This window comes from Pseudomonas sp. MF08817 (assembly GCF_059862705.1).
On the sequence record NZ_JCBCUY010000004.1, the window covers coordinates 102,593 to 121,757 of the forward strand.

The following is a 19,165-nucleotide window of genomic DNA, read 5'->3' on the forward strand; positions in this document are numbered from 1 at the left end:
TCAGTTCACCAATTGGTTGAGGCTGAGGATTGGAAGCAGGATCGCCAGGACGATCAGCAGCACGACGGCGCCCATCAGCACCAGCATCGCCGGCTCGAACAAACTCACCACCAAGGCGATGCGCGCCGCCAGGCTGGCTTCCTGCTGCTGCGCGGCGCGTTCGAGCATGGCGTCGAGTTCACCGGCCCGTTCACCGCTGGCGATCAGGTGCAGCATCATCGGCGGGATGTCGCCGCTGCGTTCCAGGCCCCGGGTCAGGGTGGTGCCTTCACGCACCGCGCGGGCAACGGCGAGCATGCGAGCGCGGATGGTCAGGTTGCCCACCACTGCGGCGGCGATTTCCAGGGCATCCACCAGGGGTACAGCGCTTTTGCCGAGGATCGCCAGGGTGCTGGCAAACCGCGCCGCCTCCATCGCCCGCCACAGGCCACCCAGCACGGGCATGTCGAGCAACACCTGATGCCAGCGCAGGCGCCAACCCGGGCGGCGTAGGTTCCAGCGCCCAAGCATCAACGCCAGCGCCAGGGCGCCTAGCAGCCACAGGCCATGGCTACGCACGCCGTCGCTCAGGGCGATCAGGCTACGGGTCAGCCACGGCAGCGGTTGGCCGCTATCGACGAAAATCTTCACCACATCCGGCACCACGTACCCCAGTAGGAAGCTGACGATGGCCACACTGGCGAGCATCAGGATCAGCGGGTACACCAACGCCATCTGGATTTTCTGCCGCGAGGCCTGGCGCGCCTGGGTGTAGCTGGCCAGTTGCTCCAGCACTTGGCCCAGGTGCCCGGAGCGCTCGCCCGCCGCCACCGTAGCGCGGAACAGTTCGGGAAAGGCGCGGGGGAAATACCCCAACGCGGTGGCCAGAGCATGGCCCTCCGTCACCCGGGCCCGCACCGCCGCGAGCAAGGCCGCGACCCGGCGCTTAGCACTCTGCTTGGCCACTGCGTGCAGGGCTTCTTCCAACGGCAACCCGGCCTGCACCAGGGTGGACAGTTGCAGGGTCACCAAGGCCAGGTCGGCGGCGCTCAAGCGGCCGCCCTGGGGGGTGGCTTCCGTGCCGGGCGCGGCGCTGACTTCGCTCACCGAATGGGGCCAGAAACCCTGCTCACGCAACCGTTGCCGGGCCTGGCGCGGATTGTCCGCCTCCAACTGCCCCTTGCAGCGCTGGCCTCGGGCGTCCTGGGCGCGGTAATCGAAGGTGGGCATCAGTTGGCCTCCTGGGTCACGCGCAGCAACTCATCGAGGCTGGTCAGGCCGTCAAGCACCCGTTGCCGGCCGTCCTGAAACAGGCTGCGCGAGTGCTGGCGCGCCACGTCGGCCAGGGCCTGTTCGCTGGCGCCCTGGTGGATCAGCGCGGCCAGCGGCCCGCCGATGCTTATCAGTTCATAGATACCGATACGCCCGCGATAACCGTGCTGGCATTGCTCGCACCCCACGGCGCGGAACAATTGCGGCGCTACCGCCAGGCCCAGGCGCTGGCACTCGGCGGCGTCGGCCAGGTACGGCGCCTTGCAGTGCGGGCACAGCGTGCGCAGCAGGCGCTGGGCGAGGATGCCCACCAGGGACGAGGCCAGCAGGTAGGCATCCACGCCCATGTCGAGCAACCGGGTGACCGCACCCACTGCGCTGTTGGTGTGCAGGGTCGACAGCACCAGGTGCCCGGTGAGCGAGGCTTGCACGGCGATTTGCGCCGTCTCGCGGTCGCGGATTTCACCGACCATCACCACATCCGGGTCCTGGCGCAGAATCGCCCGCAGGCCTCGGGCGAAGGTCATGTCCACTTTCGGGTTGACCGGCATCTGGCCGATGCCCGGCAAGTGGTATTCGATAGGGTCTTCCACGGTGAGGATGTTGCGCGTCTGGTCGTTGAGGCTGCTCAGGGCGGCGTACAGGCTGGTGGTTTTGCCCGAACCCGTGGGGCCGGTCACCAGGACGATGCCGTGGGGCTTGCCGAGCAACTGGCGCAGCGCCGCCAGGGTGTCGGCGGGCATACCCAGGCGTGGCAATTCAAGGCGCCCGGCCTGTTTATCGAGCAAGCGCAGCACCACCCGCTCACCGTGGGCCGACGGCAGGGTCGAAACCCGCACGTCCACCTCATGCCCGGCCAGGCGCAGGGCCATGCGGCCATCCTGGGGCACGCGTTTTTCGGCGATATCCAGGCGCGCCATGACCTTGAGCCGTGACACCAACAAGGACGCCAGCTCACGCCGCGGGCGGAAGATCTCGCGCAACTGGCCATCGACCCGCAGGCGCACCGACAGGTAGTGCTCGAAGGTTTCCAGGTGCACATCGGACGCCTGCTCGCGCATCGCCTCGCTGAGCAGGGCATTGATGAGGCGGATGATCGGCGCGTCGCCCTGTTGCTCCAACAGGTCGGCGGTCTGCGGCACTTGCTCGACCAGACTGAGGAGGTCGAGTTCTTCGTCCAGGCCCTGGGCTACCTGCTCGGCCGCGCTCTGGCCTTCACGATAGGTGGCAGCCAGGCGCGCAGCGAACGCGTCCGCCGCCAGCACCCGCCACGGCAGGTCGCGCCCGCACACCCGCCGTGCCTCCGCCAACGCGGTGAGCGGAGCATCGTCGCGCAGGGCCAGGCAAGCCTCGGCACCGCTGTGGTCCAGCAGCACGCCAAAACGCCGGGCGAAGCCGAAGGGCAACTCGCTGGGCAAGCTCATCGCGCGCCCTTGCGCAGGTCAAATACGGGCGCCTGGGCGGGCGGCTCGAACAGCTCCCGGGCGTCGGCCGGCAACAACAGCGAGTTGCTTTCCCGCGCGCCGGGTTGGCTCAGTTCGCGCAGCGCGTTGTAGCGCTGCTGGCTAACCTCGGCCAAATCACTTTTGCTGCGCACGATGGTCGGCCGCAGGAACACCATCAGGTTGCTTTTGGTCTGGGTGTCGCGGCTCCAGCGAAACAGCGCGCCCAGGTAGGGGATGTCGCGCAACAGCGGCACGCCGCTTTTCTGGGTGCGCACGCTGTCGCGGATCAGCCCGCCAATGACGATGATCTCGCCGTCATCGGCGAGGATCGTGCTTTTAAGCGCACGTTTGTTGGTTATCAGGTCCGAGGAATCGATGCCCGAAACCGCCGGGGCGATGTCCGACACTTCCTGCTCGACCTCCAGGCGCAGGGTCGAACCTTCATTGATATACGGCTTGATCTTCAGGCTGATGCCCACGTCCTTGCGCTCAACCGTGGTGAAGGGGTTGTCCGCACCGTTGCTGTTGGTGGCGTAGGAGCCGGTTTTGAACGGCACGTTCTGGCCGACGATGATGTGCGCTTCCTGGTTGTCCAGGGTCAGGAGGCTGGGCGTGGACAGCAGGTTGCTGCGGGTGTTGCTGGCCAGGGCGGAAATCAGCGCGCCGAAGCGGTCGCTGCCCAGGTGCAATAGCGCGCCTTCGGGGGCCGCTTGCTTATCGTCGAAGGTCAACCCACCGACGATCGGGATGTTGGTGCCGGGAAAGTTGATAAAGCCCTGAGCACCCCCGGTGTTGACGCCCCATTGCACGCCGACCGCTTCGGCAATGTCCCCGGATATCTCGACGATGGCGGCGTGGATCAGTACCTGGGCGCGGGGCTGATCGAGTTCGCGCACGATGTTTTCGATGGTACGGAGCTGCGCGGGCTCGGCGAGCAACACCAGAGCATTCTGACTTTCGTCGGCCTTGATGATGAAGCTGCCCTCGGTCGACGGGTCCTTGGCGCCGCCGCTGGCCTGGGCGGATCTACGCCCCTGGCCCATGGTTTCCAGCACTTGCGCCAATTGCCCGGCGTCGCTGTGGCGCAGACGAATCACCCGAGCGTTGCCCTGGCTGGCGGCGGCAGGGACGTCGAGGCCGCGCACCAGTTCGATCAAGCGCTGGCGTACCGTGGCCGGGCCGATCACCACCAAACGGTTGCCACGCAGGTCGGCCAGCACCTGGACCGCCGTCTCGGCGTTGCGCTTGCCCAAGGATGCCTCAACCACCGGCGCCACTTCGCCGGCCAGGGCATGGCGCAATTGCACCACGGTGTGGCGGTTGTTCTGCCCCGAGTCGAGTTGCTGCACCACGCCGGCCAGGCGCTGCACGTTGGCCGCCGTGTCGGTAATCACCAGGGCATTGGCCGATACCGACGGGCCGACGTAGCCGTTGGCTGACACCAGTGGGCGCAGCAACCCGGTGAGGTCGGCAGCGCTGGCGCTGCCCAGGGCGATGACCCGGGTGACAAATTGCGCCGCGCTGGCAGGGTTCGCCCCGCCCTGCCCCGCACGGGTCTTGGCTTCGCTGACCGGGGTAATCAGGATGCGGTCGCCTTCGTCGATCACCGTGAAGTTGTGGGCATCGAGCACCGAATAGAACAGGCGCCGCACACCTTCGCGGTCAAGGGGCTGGTGCGACATCACCGTGACCCGGCCGGACACGCGCGGGTCGAGTACCACGGTGGTACCCAGGATGGTCGAGATTTCTTCGACGATATCCCGAAGTTCGGCGTTGTTCATCGCCAACTGCCATTGCGCGGGGGTAGCCTTGAGCGCGCCGTGGAAGAGCACAACGGCCAGGGCGCAGAGAAACATGAGTTGGCGCAAAACAGGCGCGCCGGTGAAGTTATTCATCAGTGGCATTACTCGGACGGCCCGGAAACGGGCGCAGAAAACGCTCGGAAGCGGTAACGGGTGACACGCGGTGGGCCGGGTCGAGCCGGCGCAGGAAAGGCTCGGCGCTTGACGCCAAGGCCAGCCGCTCTTCGCGGCCCTTGTTCCACAGCACCACATAAGTAGAGGCCACGCGGCGCAGGACGCTACCGCCCGGCAGGCGTTCGCCCTCCAGGTAAAACCGCGCTCCCTGGGCATGGGCGAGCAAGGCTTTGGACGGGCCAGGGCTGACCAGCACACTGGCGTGCAAGGTCAGCGGCTCGGCAGTAGGCCGGGGCGCGGTGGCGGCGGCAAAGCCCAGGACGCTGGCCAGCGCCGTGCTGTCAAACGCGACGCTGGGCGTGGCGGGTGTAACCGCTACCGGCAGCGGCACACGCAGGTCCTGGCGGAACAGCCATTCGCGCCAGGCCAGGAACAGACCACCGCCGAGCAGCAGCACCAGCAGCAACCCATTGCCCAGGCGCCTGCCGGCGCAGTGTTTGGCCAATCCCGAGAGCATTTTTTTCACGTCGACATTCACAGAAGGATCAGGTTGCGGACGGCCCATTGCGGGCCGCCCGCCCTGTTAGCGTCAGAGTTTGTCCCAGGCCATGTGCGAGTGTTCGCCGACACCTGGCTCGAAGCCTGTGGCAGTCGGGCTGTACTGCTTGCAGTAGCCAGACGCAGGGAACGGCTTGCACTCGAAGACTTCGTTGGTCTTGGCTTGCAGCACCTTGGTCCCAGCGGTGTACTGGTCGATGCCTTGCGGGAACACAAAGTCATGCTCGATGCCAAGGCCTTCGCCGGTCAGGTTAACGGACTGGGTATCCTGGCGCGTGGTACGGCCGTCGGCGGTGGTGCCGACTAGAGTAAGGGTGTGTACACCCGGGTTGCTGCGCACATCCATCGCCAGCATCGTCGAGCCATCGAGCAGCGCGGTGGTCACGCCAACAGGCTTGTTGCTGGCGTCGAACAGAGTCGCTTCGACGTTCATCTTGCGGTTGCTCAGCGCACCGAAATCCATCCGCACGCGGCCTTTGTCCAGCACATACTCAGCTTGTTGCGAAGATACCGCCAGGCGTGCGCCGGCATCTTCAACCATCTGCAGTTGCACCTCAAAGCGGGTCACGCCGCTATCCTTTTGCGCGTACAGGCTGTTGGTGCCTTTGGCCGGTTCAACATTACCGCTTTCGTCACGCACACCGGCGCGCACGAGGCTGTGGGTGGCATTGATTTTTTCCGCCAGTTTGAAGCCCCAGTTTTCCGGGGCGCCGTCTTCGGCGCTGTCAATGCTGATTTCGACGCTGTAGGCCGGGCTCTCACCCTCGGCGGAAAACGCCCGGGCCTTGACCTTGTCGCCGACCAGCAAGCGGGTTGCCGGGGCGATGCTGCCCACCGCCGACCAGCCGCCAGGCAGTGCCGTTTCAGCGAGGATGTTCACATCGGCGACGTTGTAGAACGCGGCGTCGGTGTCGCCCACTGTCCAGATGGCCAGAACGATGTGGGGGCCAGCCTTGTCGTCGGGCAGCACGCAACTGTGGCGGGCACCGGAAACCGGTTTCTGGTTGCCGCCGTCGACGGTGCAGAACGGGGTGCTTTCAAACGAAGCACGGGTGAGGGCTGCATTGGGGTTCCAGCCGTTACGGGTGATGAAGTATTCGTGCTTGGTGGCCGGGTGGACCGCGGTGTAACGCCACTGGAAATCGATGTTGCGATCCTTGATTTCGCTCTGGTACCAGCGCGAAGCGGACTGGGCGTCCAGCGCGGAGAACAGCGAGGCACCGCCGCTGGCGATCTTGCCATCAACCGGCCCTTGCAAGGGCGCACCGCCCACACCCGCCGGGAAGCCCTTGAAGGTTTCGCCAACGCTTTGCGGTTCGTATTGCGCGCCGCCACAGTTGGTATTCAGGCCCTTCTGGCAAGCCAGCGCCCGCGAGGGCGGTACTTCCAGGTAACCGTGGGCCTGGGCGCCTTGCGACGCTAACAGGGCCGAGAAAAAGATCATGGATGACGTGCAGGCAGAAAAAATGCCGCACTTTCGGACAGTTCTAATCATGGGATGGATTCCAGACAACTTATAGAAAAGCAGGCATCGTGCCGACACCTAGGCTCGCAACCTCGCTCGGACGGCGCCCAGCAAGGGCTGGAACCTTACTGGAGTAGATAAAAATTCTATGTAGGGCAAATAACCGCTAAAAGCAGGACCATTCCTTGTATTTGCCACGTCTGACAAATAAAGAAAAACCTCTTACAAGAAAAAACGTTTTAAACAATTGCCATCCGATTTTTCTCCATAAAAAAGCCTGTCCGGCACGGGGCGGGACAGGCTTTGGCAACATCAGGACAGCTTATTCGTGGTATTGCGCCGACAACTCGTGCACGGCCCGCAGGAACGCGCCCGCATGCTCCGGATCGACTTCCGGGGTGATGCCATGGCCGAGGTTGAACACGTGGCCGCTGCCTTTGCCATAGCTGGCCAGGATGCGCCCGACTTCAGTACGGATGGCTTCAGGCTTGGCGTACAACACGGTGGGGTCCATGTTGCCTTGCAGGGCAACCTTGCTGCCCACGCGCTCACGGGCGTTGCCCAGGTCGCAGGTCCAGTCCAGGCCCAGGGCATCGGCACCGGCGTCGGCGATGCTTTCCAGCCACAGGCCACCGTTCTTGGTGAACAGGATCACCGGCACCTTGCGGCCCTCGTGCTCGCGGATCAGGCCGCTGACGATCTTGCGCATGTAGGCCAGGGAGAACTCCTGGTACGCCGCCGCCGACAGGTTGCCGCCCCAGGTGTCGAAAATCTGCACAGCCTGGGCGCCAGCCATGATCTGGCCATTGAGGTAGCTGACAACCGACTGCGCGAGCTTGTCCAGCAGCAGGTGCATGGCCTGCGGGTTGTCGTAGAGCAAGGCCTTGGTCTTGCGGAAATCCTTCGACGAGCCGCCTTCGACCATATAGGTGGCCAGGGTCCAGGGGCTGCCAGAGAACCCGATCAGCGGCACGCGGCCGTTGAGCTCACGGCGGATGGTGCTGACCGCATCCATGACGTAGCCCAGGTCCTTATGCGGATCGGGGATCGGCAAGGCTTCGATGTCGGCCAGGGTGCTGATGACTTTCTTGAAGCGCGGGCCTTCGCCGGTCTCGAAGTACAGGCCTTGGCCCATGGCGTCGGGGATGGTCAGGATGTCGGAGAAAAGGATGGCCGCGTCCAGTTGTGGGTAGCGGTCCAATGGCTGCAGGGTGACTTCGCAGGCGAACTCCGGGTTCATGCACAGGCTCATGAAATCACCGGCATTAGCGCGGCTAGCGCGGTATTCCGGCAGGTAGCGCCCGGCTTGACGCATCATCCACACCGGAGTGACGTCTACAGGTTGCTTGAGCAGGGCACGTAGGAAACGGTCGTTCTTCAGGGCAGTCATGTCGGCATCCGCAAAAAAAGTGCGGGCATTTTCTCAGAGCGAGACAGAGAAAGACAGTGACTAGCGACAAGCTACAAGCGGCAAGTCAAAAGCGTGGTTGCTTCCACTTGCAGCTTGCAGCTTGGAACTGGCAGCTAACGTCGTCAGACGCCCAAGTAGTCGAGGATCCCTTCGGCGGCGTTGCGCCCCTCGAAGATCGCCGTCACCACCAGGTCGGAGCCGCGCACCATGTCGCCACCGGCGAAGATTTTCGGGTTGCTGGTCTGGTGCTTGTACTGGCCCTGCTCCGGCGCCACGACGCGGCCCTGGCTATCGGTCTGGATGCTGAACTGCTCGAACCACGGCGCCGGGCTTGGCCGAAAGCCAAAAGCGATGACCACGGCGTCCGCCGGGATGATCTCTTCGGAACCGGGAATCGGCTCCGGGCTGCGACGGCCACGGGCGTCCGGTTCGCCGAGACGGGTTTCGACCACTTTCACGCCTTCGACCCGGTCTTCACCGACGATGGCGATCGGCTGGCGGTTGTAGAGGAATTTCACCCCTTCTTCCTTGGCGTTCTTCACCTCTTTGCGCGAACCCGGCATGTTCGCTTCGTCACGCCGATAGGCGCAGGTCACCGACTTGGCGCCCTGGCGGATCGAGGTGCGGTTGCAGTCCATCGCCGTGTCGCCGCCGCCCAGGACCACGACTTTCTTGCCTTTCATGTCGATGAAGTCTGCCGGGGCTTTTTCAAAACCCAGGTTGCGGTTGACGTTGGCGATCAGGAAATCCAGGGCGTCGTAGACACCCGGCAAGTCCTCGCCGGCAAAGCCGCCCTTCATGTAGGTGTAGGTGCCCATGCCCATGAACACGGCATCGTATTCTTCGAGCAATTGCTCGATGGTCACGTCCTTGCCCACTTCGGTATTGAGGCGGAACTCGATGCCCATGCCCGTGAACACTTCGCGACGGTGGCTGAGCACGGTTTTTTCCAGCTTGAACTCGGGGATGCCGAAGGTCAGCAGGCCACCGATTTCCGGGTTTTTGTCGAACACCACCGGGGTCACGCCGCCGCGCACCAACACGTCGGCACAGCCCAGGCCCGCCGGGCCGGCGCCGATCACCGCGACGCGCTTGCCGGTGGGTTTGACCTTGGACATATCCGGGCGCCAGCCCATGGCGAACGCGGTGTCGGTGATGTACTTCTCTACCGAACCAATGGTCACCGCGCCGAAACCGTCGTTGAGGGTGCAGGCACCCTCGCAGAGGCGATCCTGCGGGCACACCCGGCCGCAGACTTCCGGCAGGGTGTTGGTCTGGTGCGACAGCTCGGCGGCGGCGAGGATGTTGCCCTCGGCCACCAGTTTCAGCCAGTTGGGAATGAAGTTGTGCACTGGGCACTTCCATTCGCAATAGGGGTTGCCGCAACCCAGGCAGCGGTGGGCCTGGTCGGCCGACTGCTGGGGTTTGAACGGTTCGTAGATCTCCACGAACTCTTTCTTGCGTTGACGCAACAGCTTCTTCTTCGGATCTTTGCGCCCGACATCGATGAACTGGAAGTCGTTATTCAGACGTTCAGCCATTTTCAAAACCTCTTAGCAGCAGCTCGAAGCGCCAGGCTTCAAGCTGCAAGACAATCACGGTGGCAGGCCAGTCGCGCACTGCTGTTAACTTGCGGCTTGAAACTCGCCGCGTGCAGCTGTGCCCTATTGCGGATTGGCACGCGTGCTGGAGAGCAACGACTTGAGGCTCGCCGCTTTGGGTTTGACGAGCCAGAAACGACGCAAGTAGTCGTCCAGGTTCTCGGCAAGCTCGCGGCCCCATGGGCTGTCGGTCTCTTGAACGTACTCGTCCAGCACACGCTGCAGGTGGCTGCGATAGGCTTCCATCGCTTCGCCGCTGATGCGCTGGATTTCCACCAGTTCGTGGTTGACCCGGTCAACGAAGGTGTTGTCCTGGTCGAGCACGTAGGCGAAACCGCCGGTCATGCCTGAGCCGAAGTTGTAGCCGGTCTTGCCCAGCACGCAGACGAAGCCGCCGGTCATGTATTCGCAACAGTGATCGCCGGTGCCTTCTACAACGGTGTGAGCGCCGGAGTTGCGCACCGCGAAGCGCTCGCCCGCCGTGCCGGCAGCGAACAACTTGCCGCCAGTGGCGCCGTAGAGGCAGGTGTTGCCGATGATGGCACTGTCCTGCGTCTTGTAGACGCTGCCCTTGGGAGGAACGATGACCAGTTTGCCGCCGGTCATGCCCTTGCCCACGTAGTCGTTGGCGTCGCCTTCGAGGTACATGTTCAGGCCGCCGGCGTTCCACACGCCAAAACTCTGCCCGGCCGTGCCCTTGAAGCGGAAGGTGATCGGTGCCTTGGCCATGCCCTGGTTGCCGTGCTTGCGCGCGATTTCCCCGGAGATGCGGGCGCCGATGGAGCGGTCGCAATTGCAGATATCCAGGGCGAATTCGGCGCCGCTGAGGTCGTTGATGGCCGCGGTGGCCATCTCGACCATTTTCTCGGCCAAGAGGCCTTTGTCGAATGGCGGGTTGCGCTCGACCTGGCAGAACTGCGGCTTGTCCGCCGGCACGTGGTCGCTGCCCAGCAACGGGGTCACGTCCAAGTGGTTCTGCTTGGGCGTCTGGCCTTCGAGCACCTCCAAAAGGTCGGTGCGCCCGATCAGCTCTTCGAGGGTGCGCACGCCCAGTTTGGCCAGCCACTCGCGGGTTTCTTCGGCCACGTAGGTGAAGAAGTTGACCACCATGTCGACGGTGCCGATGTAGTGGTCCTTGCGCAGTTTTTCATTCTGGGTGGCCACGCCTGTGGCGCAGTTGTTCAGGTGGCAGATGCGCAGGTATTTGCAGCCCAGGGCGATCATCGGTGCGGTGCCGAAGCCGAAGCTCTCGGCGCCGAGGATCGCGGCCTTGATGACGTCCAGGCCGGTTTTCAGGCCGCCGTCGGTCTGCACCCGGACCTTGCCACGCAGGTCGTTGCCGCGCAGGGTCTGGTGGGTTTCGGCCAGGCCCAGTTCCCACGGCGCGCCCGCGTACTTGATGGAGGTCAGCGGCGAAGCGCCGGTGCCGCCGTCGTAGCCGGAGATGGTAATCAGGTCCGCGTAGGCCTTGGCCACGCCCGCGGCGATGGTGCCCACGCCCGCCTCGGCCACCAGTTTCACGGAAACCAGGGCCTTGGGGTTGACCTGCTTCAAGTCGAAAATCAGTTGCGACAAATCTTCGATCGAATAGATGTCGTGGTGCGGCGGCGGCGAAATCAGGGTCACGCCCGGCACCGCATAACGCAGCTTGGCGATCAGGCCATTGACCTTGCCGCCCGGCAGTTGCCCGCCCTCGCCCGGTTTGGCGCCCTGGGCAACCTTGATTTGCAGCACTTCAGCGTTGACCAGGTATTCCGGAGTCACGCCGAAACGGCCCGTGGCCACTTGCTTGATTTTCGAGCTTTTGATGGTGCCGTAGCGCGCTGGGTCTTCGCCGCCTTCGCCAGAGTTGGAACGCGCACCGAGGCGGTTCATCGCTTCGGCCAGGGCTTCATGGGCTTCCGGGGACAGGGCGCCGAGGGAGATACCGGCGGAATCGAAGCGTTTGAGCACCGATTCCAGAGGTTCGATCTCGCTGATGTCCAGCGGCGTCTCGAGGGTCTTGACCTTGAACAGGTCGCGAATCATCGAGATCGGACGGTTGTCCACCAGCGCGGTGTATTCCTTGAACTTGCTGTAGTCACCCTGCTGCACGGCGGCTTGCAGGGTGCTGACCACATCCGGGTTATAGGCGTGGTACTCGCCACCGTGGACGAACTTGAGCAAACCGCCCTGCTGGATCGCCTTGCGCGGGCTCCAGGCTTCGGCGGCCAGGGCTTTCTGCTCGGCTTCCAGGTCAACGAAGCGCGCGCCCTTGATCCGGCTCGGCACGCCACGAAAGCTCAGGTTGCACACTTCTTCGGACAGGCCGATGGCCTCAAACAGTTGCGCACCGCGGTACGAGGCGATGGTGGAAATACCCATTTTCGACAGGATCTTGAGCAGGCCCTTGGTGATGCCCTTGCGGTAGTTCTTGAACACCTCATAGAGGTCGCCCAGCACCTCACCGGTACGGATCAAATCGCCCAGCACTTCGTAGGCCAGGAACGGATACACCGCCGAGGCGCCGAAACCGATCAACACCGCGAAGTGGTGCGGGTCGCGGGCGGTGGCGGTTTCCACCAGGATGTTGGAGTCGCAGCGCAGGCCTTTTTCGGTCAGGCGATGGTGCACCGCACCGGTAGCCAGGGAAGCGTGCACCGGCAGTTTGCCCGGGGCGATGTGGCGGTCGCTGAGCACGATTTGCGTGCGCCCGGCGCGTACCGCCTCTTCGGCCTGGTCGGCGATGTTGCGCACCGCCGCTTCCAAACCGACGCTTTCGTCGTAATTGAGGTCGATGACCTGGCGCTCAAAGCCCGGGCGATCAAGGTTCATCAGCGAACGCCACTTGGCCGGGGAAATCACCGGCGAGCTGAGGATGACGCGCGAGGCGTGCTCCGGCGATTCCTGGAAGATGTTGCGCTCGGCCCCCAGGCAGATTTCCAGGGACATGACGATAGCTTCGCGCAGCGGGTCGATCGGCGGGTTGGTGACCTGCGCGAACTGCTGGCGAAAGTAGTCGTACGGCGTACGCACGCGCTGGGACAGCACGGCCATCGGTGTGTCGTCACCCATGGAGCCGACCGCTTCGTAGCCTTGCTCGCCGAGTGGGCGCAGCACCTGGTCACGCTCCTCGAAGGTGACCTGGTACATCTTCATGTACTGCTTGAGCTGATCGACATCGTAGAAAGCCGAGCCGTGGTCGTTGTCTTCCATGGTGGCCTGGATACGCAGGGCATTCTTGCGCAGCCATTGCTTGTACGGATGACGGGACTTGAGGCGATTGTCGATGGCGTCAGTGTCGAGGATCTGCCCGGTCTCGGTGTCCACGGCAAAGATCTGCCCAGGCCCTACGCGGCCCTTGGCGATCACGTCCTGGGGCTGGTAGTTCCACACGCCGATTTCCGAGGCCAGGGTGATGAAGCCATTGGTGGTGGTGACCCAGCGCGCCGGGCGCAGGCCGTTGCGGTCGAGCAGGCACACGGCGTAGCGACCATCGGTCATGACCACGCCGGCCGGGCCGTCCCAGGGCTCCATGTGCATGGAGTTGTATTCGTAGAACGCCCGCAGGTCCGGGTCCATGGTTTCGACGTTCTGCCACGCAGGCGGAATAATCATGCGCACGCCACGGAACAGGTCGATGCCGCCGGTGACCATCAGTTCCAGCATGTTGTCCATGCTGGAGGAGTCGGAACCCACGCGGTTAACCAGCGGGCCGAGCTCTTCGAGGTCCATCAAGTCGTTGGCGAACTTGGTGCGCCGGGCCAGGGCCCAGTTGCGGTTGCCGGTGATGGTGTTGATCTCGCCGTTGTGGGCGAGGAAGCGGAATGGCTGGGCCAGCGGCCATTTCGGCAGGGTGTTGGTAGAAAAGCGCTGGTGGAACACGCAGATCGCGGTTTGCAGGCGCTCGTCATTGAGGTCTGGATAGAAGGCGGTGAGGTCCGCCGGCATCATCAGGCCTTTATAAATGATGGTCTTGTGGGAAAAGCTGCAGATGTAGTGGTCGGTGTCGGCGGCGTTGCTCACCGACGACCGGCGACGGGAAGTGAACAGCTTGATGGCCATTTCCTGATCGCTCAGGTCTTGGCCACCGATGAACACCTGCTCGATCTGCGGCAAGCGCTCCAGGGCCAGGCGCCCGAGGACGCTGGTGTCGATCGGCACTTTGCGCCAACCCACCAATTGCAGGCCTGCGGCGAGGATTTCGCGGTTCATGTGCTCGCGAGCCGCCTCGGCTTTGACCGGGTCCTGGTTGAAAAAAACCATGCCCACCGCGTACTGGCGCGGCAAATCGACGCCGAAGTGTTCCTGGGCGACTGCGCGCAGGAACAGGTCGGGTTTTTGAATCAGCAGACCGCAACCGTCGCCGGTCTTGCCGTCCGCATTAATCCCACCGCGGTGGGTCATGCAGGTCAGGGCCTCGATGGCCGTTTGCAATAGGGTATGACTGGGTTCGCCCTGCATATGGGCTATCAGGCCGAAACCGCAGTTATCCTTGAATTCATCGGGTTGGTACAGACCTGCTTTCATAGACACTTTCTCACCAGGCTGCCCCTTTATAGAGGCAAATTTCTTTTTAATTCAACCACTTGCCATCCGCGCCGAACGTACGCCAGCTTTGCGGGGGCAAAAGGGAGGTCATTGTACACACCGACACGAACGCTCACAAATTCCGACGACTTATCGTAAATCCGTGTCGCATTTATGAAAGGTTTAAAGCTATACGCTGTGCTAGTCAAAACTTTTTTGGTTTCAACCGCTACGACTCAAAAGCCACTGTGACGCAGACACCACAAAGCGCGCGGCCTGGAGGGGCAGCACGCACATGCGGTTTTTTTTTGAGGTGCCGGGAGGGCGGCCTGGGTAAGGCCGCCGGATCTTCAGCGAGTTGTGGCCAGTTCCTGTTGAACGCTGGCGACAGTGCGAGGCCAAGGTTTACCAGCCTGAACCTTCGCTGGCAAGGCCTTGATAGCAGTAACGGCGGCATCACGATTGGCGAAGTTGCCGTAGGTAATGACAAAAAGCGGCTTGCCGTTGAGGACTTTCTTGAAATAGCGGTATTCGCCGCCCTGCTCCTTGACGAACTTCTGCGCCGTGGCTTCGGAGCTGGTGCCGAGGATCTGCACCACGTAGTTGCCCGGGGCCTGGCCGGCGTACCAGCTACCGCCGGCAGACGCCTTGGCCACGGTCACAGGTTTGTCCGCAGGTTTGGCGGCTGGAGCGGGAACCGGTTTGGCCACAGGCGCAGGTTTGGCGACGGCGACTTGAGTGGGCTCAGGGGTTGGCACCGGACGGGTCGCCGGCACGGGGGCCGGGCTCGGCGTTTCGCCGGCAGGTGGCGCGATGGTGGTGACGGTCGGCGGCGTAGCGCTGGAGCCTTCCACCGGCACGCCATCGTCACCTTCGCTGATCCCGCCAGCTGCTTCGGCCAACGGACCACGCATCACCGGTTGCGACTGCCCGACCAGCGGCAACGGCATCGGCTGCGACGAACCGGCGAATTCCACCGCTGGGCCGCCACTGGCGTTGGGTTGCGGCGTGCCCTGGCCCAGAGGCAGTTGCGCCTGCTCGGTCGCGGGCGCGCCGGTGGTCGGGGCCTTGCTGCGACCTGGCAGCAACCAGGCCGCCGCGACGGCCACCACCACAACGGCGGATATCGCCAATACATGTTTCTTCGGCATGTTGAACCCCATACTTGGACGCTTGACCGCTGAGCGGCTGGCAATCATGGCTTCGATCATTGCATCCCGGGCCACCTGGTTGATGATGCCAGGCCAGCCGTCGGAGCCTTCGTGAATATCAGAGATCTGATCCGCGGTGAAAAGTTCGATACCCCGGCCGGCCCCTTCCAGGCGCTGGGCCAGGTATTCGCGGGTTTCTTCCTCGGTATAGGGCTGCAATTCGATGACGTGGAAACGCTCTTCCTCGGTGTTCAATTGCTCCAGGCCCGCAATCAGCGACGACTCGCCAAACAGGAACACGTGCGGCCGGCCTTCCGGGGCACCTGCGGCCAGCGCCAGTAGCGCCTCAAGGGCGGACTCGTCAAGCTGCTCGGCGTCATCCACCAGCAGGTAGACTTCCTGCCCTGTCAGCGCCAGTTGCACCACCTGCGCCAAAATCGCCCCGATTTGCGCCTGGGCCACGTTCAGCGCCTGGGCCACCTGACGCAGCACGCCGGCCGCATCGCCAGCGCCACGGGCCGACACCACCACGCTTTGCACCGATTGCTTGTTGGTGCTGGCGACCAACGCCTGGCGCAGCAGGGTCTTGCCGCTGCCCTGGGGGCCGGTGACCACCAGCAGCAGCTGGCTGTAGCGGGCCAGGTGATGCAACTGCCCCAGCACCGGTTTGCGCTGGGCAGGGAAAAACTTGAAGCCAGGCACCCGTGGAGCGAAAGGGTCGTGGCTCAACTGGTAATGGCCGAGGAAAGCCTCGTCGGCGTGCAAACTAGTCATCGGGATCTTGTTAACCTTTGAGCTGAGCCAGGGCGCGGTAATCCGCTCCCAGCGTGGCCTGTAAAATCTCTTTCGGATAATCGTCGGTCACTACGGCTTCGCCCATGCGGCGCAACAGCACCAGACGCAAACGACCGTCGATCACTTTCTTGTCAATTGCCATATGTTCGAGGAAATCGGCTTCGCTCATCTCCTGCGGCGGCATCACCGGTAAACCGGCGCGCTGGAACAGGCGAATGCCGCGATCACGCTCCTGCTCGGTAATCCAGCCCAGGCGGCTGGACATTTCCAGGGCCATGACCGTACCCGCCGCCACCGCCTCACCGTGCAGCCAAACACCATAGCCCATGTGGGTTTCGATGGCGTGGCCGAAGGTATGGCCCAGGTTGAGGGTGGCGCGCACGCCGGACTCACGCTCATCGGCGCCCACCACGGCGGCCTTGGCCGCGCAGGAGCGCTCGATGGCGACGGTCAGCGCCTGCTGGTCCAGGGCCCGCAGGCGCTCGACGTTTTCTTCCAGCCAGGTCAGGAACGGCTCATCGCAAATCAGGCCGTACTTGATGACTTCCGCCAGGCCCGCCGACAGTTCGCGCGGCGGCAAGGTAGTGAGGGTGGACGTATCGATCAGCACCACATTGGGCTGGTAAAAGGCGCCCACCATGTTTTTGCCCAGCGGGTGGTTGATGCCGGTCTTGCCGCCCACCGACGAATCGACCTGGGACAGCAAGGTGGTCGGCACCTGGATGAAATCCACGCCACGCTGGTAGCACGCCGCCGCAAAACCGGCCATATCGCCAATCACACCGCCGCCCAGGGCAATCACCGTGGTGCGGCGGTCGTGCCGCGCGGTGAGCAAGCCGTCGAAAATCAGTTGCAGGGTTTCCCAGGTCTTGAAGGCTTCGCCATCGGGCAGCACCACGGAGATCACCGAGAACTGCTCAAGGCTGCGGGCCAGGCGCTCCAGGTACAGTGGCGCAACCGTCTCATTGGAGATAATCGCCACTTGCCGCCCGGCAATGTGCGGCGCCAGCAGCTCGGTTCGCCCCAGCAAACCTTCGCCAATGTGAATCGGGTAGCTGCGCTCGCCTAAATCGACCTTAAGTGTCTGCATGTATCCCCACAGTGAAAATGAAAGCTGGCGTTTTGCCCCAGCCTAGAGGCCGGCAACACGCGGTGTTGTGACGTCACTTGATAGCCATAAGCCACGAGCCTGGGCGCCCACGGCCGGACGCCGAGGATAGCGCATTTCGCCGCGCGCTTTAACGGGGAGGCAGCTGTTGCAGACGGGCGAGGATGTCCAGGACCACCATTCGCGGCGGCCGCTCATCGGTTTGCACCACCAGGTCGGCGATCTCCCGGTAGAGCGGGTCGCGCAGCGCCAGCAAGTCGCGCAGGGTCTTTTCCGGATCGGCGGTACGCAGCAATGGCCGATTGCGGTCCCGTGCGGTGCGCCCCACCTGCTGCTCCACCGAGGCATGCAGGTAAACCACGCGCCCGCCGGCATGCAGGGCGCGGCGATTGGCTTCGCGCATGACCGCGCCACCGCCGGTCGCCAGCACCACACCATCAAGGGCGCAGAGTTCGGCGATCATCGCCTCTTCACGGTCACGGAAACCCGGTTCGCCTTCTTTATCGAAGATCCACGGGATATTGGCGCCCGTGCGCAATTCAATTTCCTTGTCGGAATCTTTGAACGGCAGGCGCAGCTCTTTGGCCAGCAAGCGGCCAATGGTGCTTTTACCAGCACCCATTGGCCCAACAAGAATCAAATTTCGCACAGAATCAATGACTCGCAGCAATCGCCTGGTTGTCCATGATACGGGGAGTCAGGAACACCAGCAGCTCGGATTTTTTATCCGAAACAACATCCCTTCGGAAAAGGCGGCCAAGATACGGCACATCGCCAAGAAATGGCACCTTATCTATGACCTTGCTTTGAGTATTTGAGAACACGCCACCAATCACGGTGGTCTCGCCATCGGCCACCAACACCTTGGCGTTGACTTCGTTTTTTCTGATCGGCGGGACGTCATTGAGGCGGTTCAGGTAATCGGGCTCATCCTTGGTGACCTTGACCGCCATGATGATCTGGTTGTCCGGGGTGATTTGCGGCGTGACCTCCAGGGACAGCGACGCCTCTTTGAACGACACCGAGGTCGCGCCGTCCTTGGCCGATTGTTGGTAGGGGATTTCCGTGCCCTTGAGAATCTTGGCGGTCTCCTTGTCGGAGGTCACCACTTTGGGCTGGGAGATGATCTCCCCGTTGCCGGTCTTCTCCATGGCGGTCAGTTCAAGGTCCAACAGCAGGTTGTCCTTGATGTAGGCCACCCCGATGCCGGATGTGCGATTGGCCACACCCAGGTCAACAAAAGGCGAACTGGCTTCGCCCTCGTCCGAAGACGCGCCGGTACCCGACGCGCTCCAGCGCCCGCCACCGCGGATCGAGCCGCCCCAGCGCACCCCCAGGCTTTTGTCGTAGCCCACATCCGCCTCGACGATGCGCGCCTCGATCATCACCTGACGCACCGGGATATCCAGCTGCGCGACGATGCGCTTGAGTTCGTCGAGGCGGTTTTGGGTCTGGTAGGCAATGATGTTGTTGGTGCGCTCGTCCACTGTGATCGAGCCCCGCCCTTCAGCACTGACCTCGGCGCCGGTCACCGACTGGAACAGCTTGGCAATGTCGCTGGCCTTGGCGTAGTTGACTTGCAGCAGTTCCCGACGCAGCGGCGCCAGGTCCGCCACCTGGCGTTGCGACTCCAGTTCCAGCCGCTCGCGGGCGGCGATTTCATCCGCGGGCGCTACCAACAGCACGTTGCCGACTTTGCGCTGATCCAGGCCCTTGGTCTTGAGGACGATGTCCAGTGCCTGATCCCAAGGCACCTCGTGCAAGCGCAGGGTGATACTGCCCTGCACCGCATCGCTGGCCACCAGATTGAGCCGGGTGAAGTCGGCGATCACTTGCAGCACCGAACGTACTTCAATGTCCTGGAAGTTCAGCGACAGCTTTTCGCCACTGTACTGGCCACCCCACCCACCCAAGGCAGGGAGATCGGTTACGTTTGCCTGCACCGACGCCATCCA

At 63.3% G+C, this 19,165-nt stretch carries 11 protein-coding genes and 1 pseudogene; all 12 read right to left on the minus strand.

Features of this window, described 5'->3' with window-relative positions:
• On the minus strand, positions 1 to 1,209 hold the full coding sequence (gspF, locus tag AC19YR_RS04115) for a type II secretion system inner membrane protein GspF (protein ID WP_500597282.1): 1,209 nt from the start codon (positions 1,207 to 1,209) through the stop codon (positions 1 to 3).
• On the minus strand, positions 1,209 to 2,675 hold the full coding sequence (gspE, locus tag AC19YR_RS04120) for a type II secretion system ATPase GspE (protein ID WP_500597283.1): 1,467 nt from the start codon (positions 2,673 to 2,675) through the stop codon (positions 1,209 to 1,211). The genes gspF and gspE overlap by 1 nt, the downstream gene beginning before the upstream one ends.
• Positions 2,672 to 4,591, minus strand: coding sequence for a type II secretion system secretin GspD (gene gspD, locus AC19YR_RS04125; protein WP_500597285.1), 1,920 nt, complete (start codon positions 4,589 to 4,591; stop codon positions 2,672 to 2,674). Before gspD ends, gspE begins: the two co-directional genes overlap by 4 nt.
• Complete coding sequence (locus tag AC19YR_RS04130; protein WP_500597287.1) at positions 4,584 to 5,177, minus strand: type II secretion system protein N; 594 nt, start codon at positions 5,175 to 5,177, stop codon at positions 4,584 to 4,586. The genes gspD and AC19YR_RS04130 overlap by 8 nt, the downstream gene beginning before the upstream one ends.
• A gap of 24 nt (positions 5,178 to 5,201) precedes the next feature.
• Complete coding sequence (gbpA, locus tag AC19YR_RS04135) at positions 5,202 to 6,665, minus strand: N-acetylglucosamine-binding protein GbpA (RefSeq protein ID WP_500597289.1); 1,464 nt, start codon at positions 6,663 to 6,665, stop codon at positions 5,202 to 5,204.
• A 292-nt stretch (positions 6,666 to 6,957) separates the two neighbouring features.
• The gene (gene hemE / locus AC19YR_RS04140) at positions 6,958 to 8,025 is read right to left on the minus strand and encodes a uroporphyrinogen decarboxylase (protein ID WP_095108908.1); all 1,068 of its coding nucleotides are present in this window, start codon (positions 8,023 to 8,025) and stop codon (positions 6,958 to 6,960) included.
• Between the two features lie 143 nt (positions 8,026 to 8,168).
• Complete coding sequence (locus AC19YR_RS04145) at positions 8,169 to 9,587, minus strand: FAD-dependent oxidoreductase (protein WP_500597291.1); 1,419 nt, start codon at positions 9,585 to 9,587, stop codon at positions 8,169 to 8,171.
• 123 nt (positions 9,588 to 9,710) lie between these two features.
• Positions 9,711 to 14,156: a glutamate synthase large subunit gene (gltB, locus tag AC19YR_RS04150; RefSeq protein ID WP_500597293.1), complete on the minus strand. Its 4,446-nt coding sequence runs from the start codon at positions 14,154 to 14,156 to the stop codon at positions 9,711 to 9,713.
• Between the two features lie 350 nt (positions 14,157 to 14,506).
• A complete protein-coding gene (locus AC19YR_RS04155; protein WP_095108905.1) occupies positions 14,507 to 16,081 on the minus strand; it encodes an SPOR domain-containing protein in 1,575 nt (524 codons plus the stop codon).
• Positions 16,082 to 16,091: 10 nt separating this feature from the next.
• Positions 16,092 to 17,192 (minus strand): 3-dehydroquinate synthase, encoded by a 1,101-nt coding sequence (aroB, locus tag AC19YR_RS04160; protein ID WP_095108904.1) that lies wholly within the window; start codon positions 17,190 to 17,192, stop codon positions 16,092 to 16,094.
• Between the two features lie 148 nt (positions 17,193 to 17,340).
• A complete protein-coding gene (gene aroK / locus AC19YR_RS04165; protein WP_095109004.1) occupies positions 17,341 to 17,859 on the minus strand; it encodes a shikimate kinase AroK in 519 nt (172 codons plus the stop codon).
• A 4-nt stretch (positions 17,860 to 17,863) separates the two neighbouring features.
• Positions 17,864 to 19,102 (minus strand): annotated as a pseudogene (locus tag AC19YR_RS04170) (type IV pilus secretin PilQ); the annotation flags it as partial.
• Positions 19,103 to 19,165: the final 63 nt, after the last annotated feature.

Coding starts and splice junctions, on each gene's coding strand:
- gspF (WP_500597282.1), bottom strand. CDS start 1,209: ATGCCCACCTTCGATTACCGCGCCCAGGACGCCCGAGGCCAGCGCTGC.
- gspE (WP_500597283.1), bottom strand. CDS start 2,675: ATGAGCTTGCCCAGCGAGTTGCCCTTCGGCTTCGCCCGGCGTTTTGGC.
- gspD (WP_500597285.1), bottom strand. CDS start 4,591: ATGAATAACTTCACCGGCGCGCCTGTTTTGCGCCAACTCATGTTTCTC.
- AC19YR_RS04130 (WP_500597287.1), bottom strand. CDS start 5,177: ATGGGCCGTCCGCAACCTGATCCTTCTGTGAATGTCGACGTGAAAAAA.
- gbpA (WP_500597289.1), bottom strand. CDS start 6,665: ATGATTAGAACTGTCCGAAAGTGCGGCATTTTTTCTGCCTGCACGTCA.
- hemE (WP_095108908.1), bottom strand. CDS start 8,025: ATGACTGCCCTGAAGAACGACCGTTTCCTACGTGCCCTGCTCAAGCAA.
- AC19YR_RS04145 (WP_500597291.1), bottom strand. CDS start 9,587: ATGGCTGAACGTCTGAATAACGACTTCCAGTTCATCGATGTCGGGCGC.
- gltB (WP_500597293.1), bottom strand. CDS start 14,156: ATGAAAGCAGGTCTGTACCAACCCGATGAATTCAAGGATAACTGCGGT.
- AC19YR_RS04155 (WP_095108905.1), bottom strand. CDS start 16,081: ATGACTAGTTTGCACGCCGACGAGGCTTTCCTCGGCCATTACCAGTTG.
- aroB (WP_095108904.1), bottom strand. CDS start 17,192: ATGCAGACACTTAAGGTCGATTTAGGCGAGCGCAGCTACCCGATTCAC.